This window comes from Halobiforma nitratireducens JCM 10879, from assembly GCF_000337895.1.
In the GTDB taxonomy this organism is placed as follows: domain Archaea; phylum Halobacteriota; class Halobacteria; order Halobacteriales; family Natrialbaceae; genus Natronobacterium; species Natronobacterium nitratireducens.
The window spans coordinates 1-5,168 of the sequence record NZ_AOMA01000187.1 but is presented as its reverse complement, the minus strand read 5'-3'; the positions used below and the strand labels follow the sequence as shown (position 1 = coordinate 5,168).

Annotated in this window: 3 protein-coding genes and 2 pseudogenes; 3 read left to right on the top strand and 2 right to left on the bottom strand. The window is 59.6% G+C overall.

Annotated elements, in window-relative coordinates; all coding sequences use genetic code 11:
* Positions 1-163: 163 nt before the first annotated feature.
* Positions 164-393 (bottom strand): annotated as a pseudogene (locus C446_RS18300) (hypothetical protein); the annotation flags it as partial.
* 204 nt (positions 394-597) lie between these two features.
* On the opposite strand from C446_RS18300, the pseudogene C446_RS20155 reads away from it, so the two are divergent.
* From C446_RS20155 to C446_RS16945, 3 genes and pseudogenes are all read left to right on the top strand, one after another.
* Positions 598-805: pseudogene (locus tag C446_RS20155) on the top strand (DUF4157 domain-containing protein); the annotation flags it as partial.
* A 1,755-nt stretch (positions 806-2,560) separates the two neighbouring features.
* A complete protein-coding gene (locus tag C446_RS16950) occupies positions 2,561-3,202 on the top strand; it encodes a hypothetical protein (protein ID WP_239639529.1) in 642 nt (213 codons plus the stop codon).
* Positions 3,202-4,212 carry a hypothetical protein gene (locus tag C446_RS16945; protein WP_239639528.1) on the top strand — a complete coding sequence of 337 codons (1,011 nt, stop codon included), beginning with the start codon at positions 3,202-3,204 and terminating at the stop codon, positions 4,210-4,212. The genes C446_RS16950 and C446_RS16945 overlap by 1 nt, the downstream gene beginning before the upstream one ends.
* Before the next feature lie 263 nt (positions 4,213-4,475).
* On the opposite strand, the gene C446_RS16940 is transcribed toward C446_RS16945, so the two are convergent.
* Complete coding sequence (locus C446_RS16940; protein ID WP_006674355.1) at positions 4,476-4,694, bottom strand: HalOD1 output domain-containing protein; 219 nt, start codon at positions 4,692-4,694, stop codon at positions 4,476-4,478.
* Positions 4,695-5,168 lie beyond the last annotated feature (474 nt).

Genomic DNA, 5,168 nt, shown 5'->3' with positions numbered 1-5,168 from the left:
CCTCCCCGTCGACTCGACTATCCCGCGCGCGAGCCGTCGCCCCCTCTCGAGTCGTGGCTACGGCCCGGAAGAACAGCAACACATCCAGCGCGCGGTCGAGGGAACCGACACCAGACCCTCCAACATCCCCGAACCCGTACTCGACGTGCTCGGGAGTGGAGGCGGACAGGACGATCCTGTCGATCTCACCGTCGTCGAGCCCGAAGGTGGGTCGCGAGTCCGGCGTCTTGGTCCGTTCGTAGGGGTCTTCGACCGTGTAGTGCGCTCGAGCGGCGAAAACGTTGGTCGCCACAGCGCCGTGGATATCCTGGTACTGCGTGAGAGCACGGGTTTGGCGACGACCTCGGGAGGGACAGACACCTCACACGAGGTGGGCAGATACCGGAAGAGGTCTGACCTGTTGCAGTGTACGGCAAACCCGATAGAGAAGCAATAACCGACTCGAGACACTCGTTTCCGAACCGTTCGCTTGAGGAGTAATTTTATTGCAGTGAACATACTGCTTCTGTATTATATACCCTGTTGCACGTTCAAGATTAGTTCGCCGGACGGGACGGGCAGACCAGAAACTGACCACCTATCGGCAGTGCTGACCCAATGATNCACGAACTCGCCCACGTCAAACAACAAAACGGCGGCGCGACCGTCAGCATGATGCCCCAGGAAGGCGCTGACCTCGAGATCGACCCTGACCCACAACTCGAGCGGGAAGCCGATCAGGCAGCCCAGCAGGCCCTCTCGAGTGACGAGCCACTGGTGGTCAATCGGATGGGGACGGACGTGCACATTCAGCGATCGGCGAAAGGCGACTCTGAGTACGTCACCAAGGGCGAAGTGCTCGAGATCGTGGACAACTACTATCAGGGACAGATCGAGGAGCAAGCCAGGATGGACCCGCTAGAGCAAGGCGAAACGCGTGAGACGCCACAGGGTAGCCCCGATACTGCCAATGCCGGCGATTCCGAGGAGCAATCGCTGTTGGGACGGATGAAAGACGCCGTTACGGACAACTTCGGCTCCGAAGCGGGCAAGCGCAACATTGCTGAAGGCACTGTGGCCGGGACGCTCGCTGCTGGTACGATCGCAGCAACCGTTCTTAGTGGTGGGACCGCCATCCCCGCCGCTGCCGCCGCTACCGTTGCTACCAGTACCATGGCCCCTGCACTCCGCGGCACCGTCGCCGACACCGTCAGCCCACAGGACGGTGTCCCACTTACCGACGAGCAACTCGATGAGGTCGCTGAGAGGGTCGAGAAAATACGGACTGAGAAAGATACTGGCGAGGACGACAATGTCGCTGGTAGCAGTCGGAACAACAACGGTGATCGATGATGGATGGAGTAATCACAGGCGAAACTGACGATCTGTTGGGTCTGAGCGTCATCGATAATAACGACGTAGAACATGTGATCGATATTCGGAAGTCGGATGGGGAAATAACAGCCCACAATCAAGACGGCTATCCAGACAAAGCCGCCGAACGCAACGATATCGAGAACGAACACGTCAACCAGGCGCGTCGGTTCGCCAAGTTCTACGTCTCTCGCGAGCGGGACTACGACACCCTCGAGCCGCGGCGCAATCCTGATCGGATCGCCGCGGTAACGCTCGCCCTGGGGAGTCTCTCACCGGACTCGTTAGTCGAGTATTTGGACGCGTATTATCAGCAACTCAATCACTATCAGCTCGGTACCGAGCCAGTCGTCGAGACGCCCGAAATCTCCGACAGCGCACTCATCTGGCTGGACCAGGACATTTCAGTCAGTCTCGGGGAAGAAACCACGGCACAACTCAACGAGACGCTTTCCTCACATGGCGTCCTCGACGCCCTCGAGGAATCGNGACGCGTATTATCAGCAACTCAATCACTATCAGCTCGGTACCGAGCCAGTCGTCGAGACGCCCGAAATCTCCGACAGCGCACTCATCTGGCTGGACCAGGACATTTCAGTCAGTCTCGGGGAAGAAACCACGGCACAACTCAACGAGACGCTTTCCTCACATGGCGTCCTCGACGCCCTCGAGGAATCGTCTGCCGGCGGCGAAGACCTCCAGCGATCGGTTCAGCAGGCACTGACGGATCACGACATCGATACTGCCTCCGTCGGAGATGCTATCGGGACCACACTCCTCGAGGCCGTCGGCCCACTGGAAATCAACTACCGCCAGGGCGGCCAGACCTCGAGTACGACCGCTCCCGGAACTGGCAGCCCACTCGGCGAGACGGCGGACGCACGCCTTCAGCTGTTCGCCGACCTTTACGAGGAAACCACGCCGGAAGGCTTCCAGCGTGCGGTCGTCCACCACCTCCGCTGTCAGATTCGGGACTGTTACGTTCGGTGTGGAATCGCCCCACCCGAAGACGTCCGCATCCAGGGTCCCGGCTTCTACGAAAACGTCAGCTGGTACGAACCCCTCGGCTTCTACGAGCCGTACAACGACCCACGCCAGACCGTCGACACCTGGCTCGAGGAACACACACCCGACGACCTGCTCGTCTAACTACTCGAGTCGAGTTTCACTGCACCCGCTCAGACAACACACTTTCCCAGGAAGGATGGTGACCTCGAGATCGGTCCCGATCCCGCAACTCGAGCAAGAGGCCGATCAGGCAGCCCAGCAGGCCCTTTCGAGTGACGAGCCACTGGTCGTCAATCGGATGGGGACGGACGTGCACATTCAGCGATCGGCTAGCGACGACGGACTTGCGAGCCCGTCCCGAATTCGCAAAATCGTCTCCGAAGAGATCGAGAAACGCGTCCCCGAGGCAGTCGACAAGCGGCTCGAACAGCGCTCCGAGAACCTCGAGGAGATGTTCAGCGGGTCGGATGAACTCGACGAAGCGACGTTAGAAGAGTTCGGAGTGGATATCGACGAACTCGAGGGCGGCGATACGAGCTGGTTCGAACGGCTACGCGATGGAGCGACCAACGAACGAACGGCAGTCACCGCTGGAGTCGGCGCAACGCTTGCGGCCCTAACAACGGTTGCATCCGCCGGAGTGCCGCTCGCTGCTGGTGCTGCCGTCGCTGCCTCTGGGTCCTTTGCCTCGAGTATGCTCGGGAAAGGGGCTGCCGATGCTGCCCTTGGTGAAGACGGGAATCTCACCCAGGCAGAACTCGCAACCATCGTCGAAACGGTCAAGCGTGAACTGCAAGAGAGTGACGGAACTGGGGAACTCTCCGAGGAGGTTGACTACTGATGGATGCAGAGATAAAAAAGGAGACTAATAACGGTTTTGGCGTTACTGTCTTCGATAATAACGGTGTAAAACACAAAGTCGGCGTGCTCTATAATGGTGAAATAAGTGGTCACCTACAAAGTGGATACCCAGACGACCCATCCAAACGCAGCCAGGAAGAACACGAGTGGGTCAACCAGACGCGTCGGTTCGCCAAGTTCTACGTCTACCGCCAGCAGGGATACGAAACGGTCGACCCGCTTTCGAACCCCGACAGGATCGCGACCGCCGCAATGGCGATTGCCAACCTTCCCCCAGACACCTTCGAAGCTCACTTCGGCGAGTTCTACCAGCAGTTGCGCCACGACGCTGGCGAGGCAGCTCCGGTCGTCGAGGTCCCCGACCTGCCACCGACGACCGTCCCGCGCGTCGAACAGGACATCTATCTTGGACTCGAGGAAACCGATACGGCAGCCATCCTCGAACGCTTAATCGACGATGGAACCCTTGAGGCCGTTGTGAACGCCGCCATGGAAGAATCCGAGGATGGTGGGCTTGTAAACCGCATCAGGCAAACGGTCGCCGATCAGGAGATCGACATGACCGACACGGCAGCGGCGGTTAGCGAGGGTGTGATTGAAGCAGTCGGACCGGTGACGATCCGATGGGCAAACGGCGCTGACGATGAGGAAGTCGCTCAGTCCGTCGCTCGCACTCTGCCGGATCGTGACCCGCAAGCCCGTCCACAGATGTTCGGGCGGGCATATCAGTTCGATGATCTCGAGGACCTCCGGCAGTCACTGGTTCGTCACCTGTGTTGTCAGGTTCGGGATTGTTACATCACGATGGGGATCGCTCCACCGGAAGACGTTCGGATTCAAGGCCCGGGATTCTACGACCATCTCGGCTGGTACAGCAACCACGACTTCTACCAGAACTATCACGATCCCGAGGCGTCGATCACCGACTGGCAAGAACAGCACACGCCTGACGATGCGTACGACTTCTCCGGGTTAGTTGAGTCGGCCTGACAGAACAGCCAACACGCGTTGATTTTGGTGCGGCGCTCTTGGGAAAAGGGTATTCGACTCCTACATGCTGACCACGACGAGGAGTGGCTAACCATCCATACGACAGGTTTCGGGATACAGCCGCTCGAAAGAAGCCCCCGCCCAGTTCGTGCGGTCGGGAGGAAGTTACTGCTCCGTCTCGCTCACCGATACGCTGTGGGGGTCGGGACCAACCACGACGTGGTACCCATCGTACTCGAACCGGACGGTGGCGTCCGCGGGNGTTACTGCTCCGTCTCGCTCACCGATACGCTGTGGGGGTCGGGACCAACCACGACGTGGTACCCATCGTACTCGAACCGGACGGTGGCGTCCGCGGGTGACTCGAGGACGGTAGCCACGGCCCCGGGGTCGACGGCGTCGTACAGCGGTGGCAGTGCCGTCGGGGAACAGTCCTCGCGGGCCGCAATTCGCTCGAGCGTGCTAGCGAGTGCTGGATGCATGGGCATCGTGGTCAGTGGGATCGTCAACGAGCGAGGGGTGGAGCGACGCTATCGTCTCGCAGTCGGGGCGAGTAGTTGTCTGGTCCGGTGGCTGGATACGGACGCTGTGCGACAGTCACTTCGGCGTGATAGTCTCGAGGTCATGTGTCTCTGTGTTTTCGGCCCCGACATGGGAAAACGATCCCTCGAGTGCGCTAGACCCAGTTGCGTGTGGGTCGCGGACGTCAGCAGGTCTTTATTTTGCCAACGTCAACGTTGGATTGCTCCCGCCGTACGGGAGCGGTGTATGCGAGCCGGAGTGAGTGCTTGGCTGCACGGACTCCGGCTCATGCGCACTTTCGTGCGCATTTGTCCGTTACGCAATCTTTCCTAAAACTGATTAGGGTTTTGATCAGTTAGTGGCGAAGCTGCTGGCCGCCAACTCGCATCCGAGAGTCGGCTATTGTGCTTTGTTGAATAGCTGCTGAATGAGGG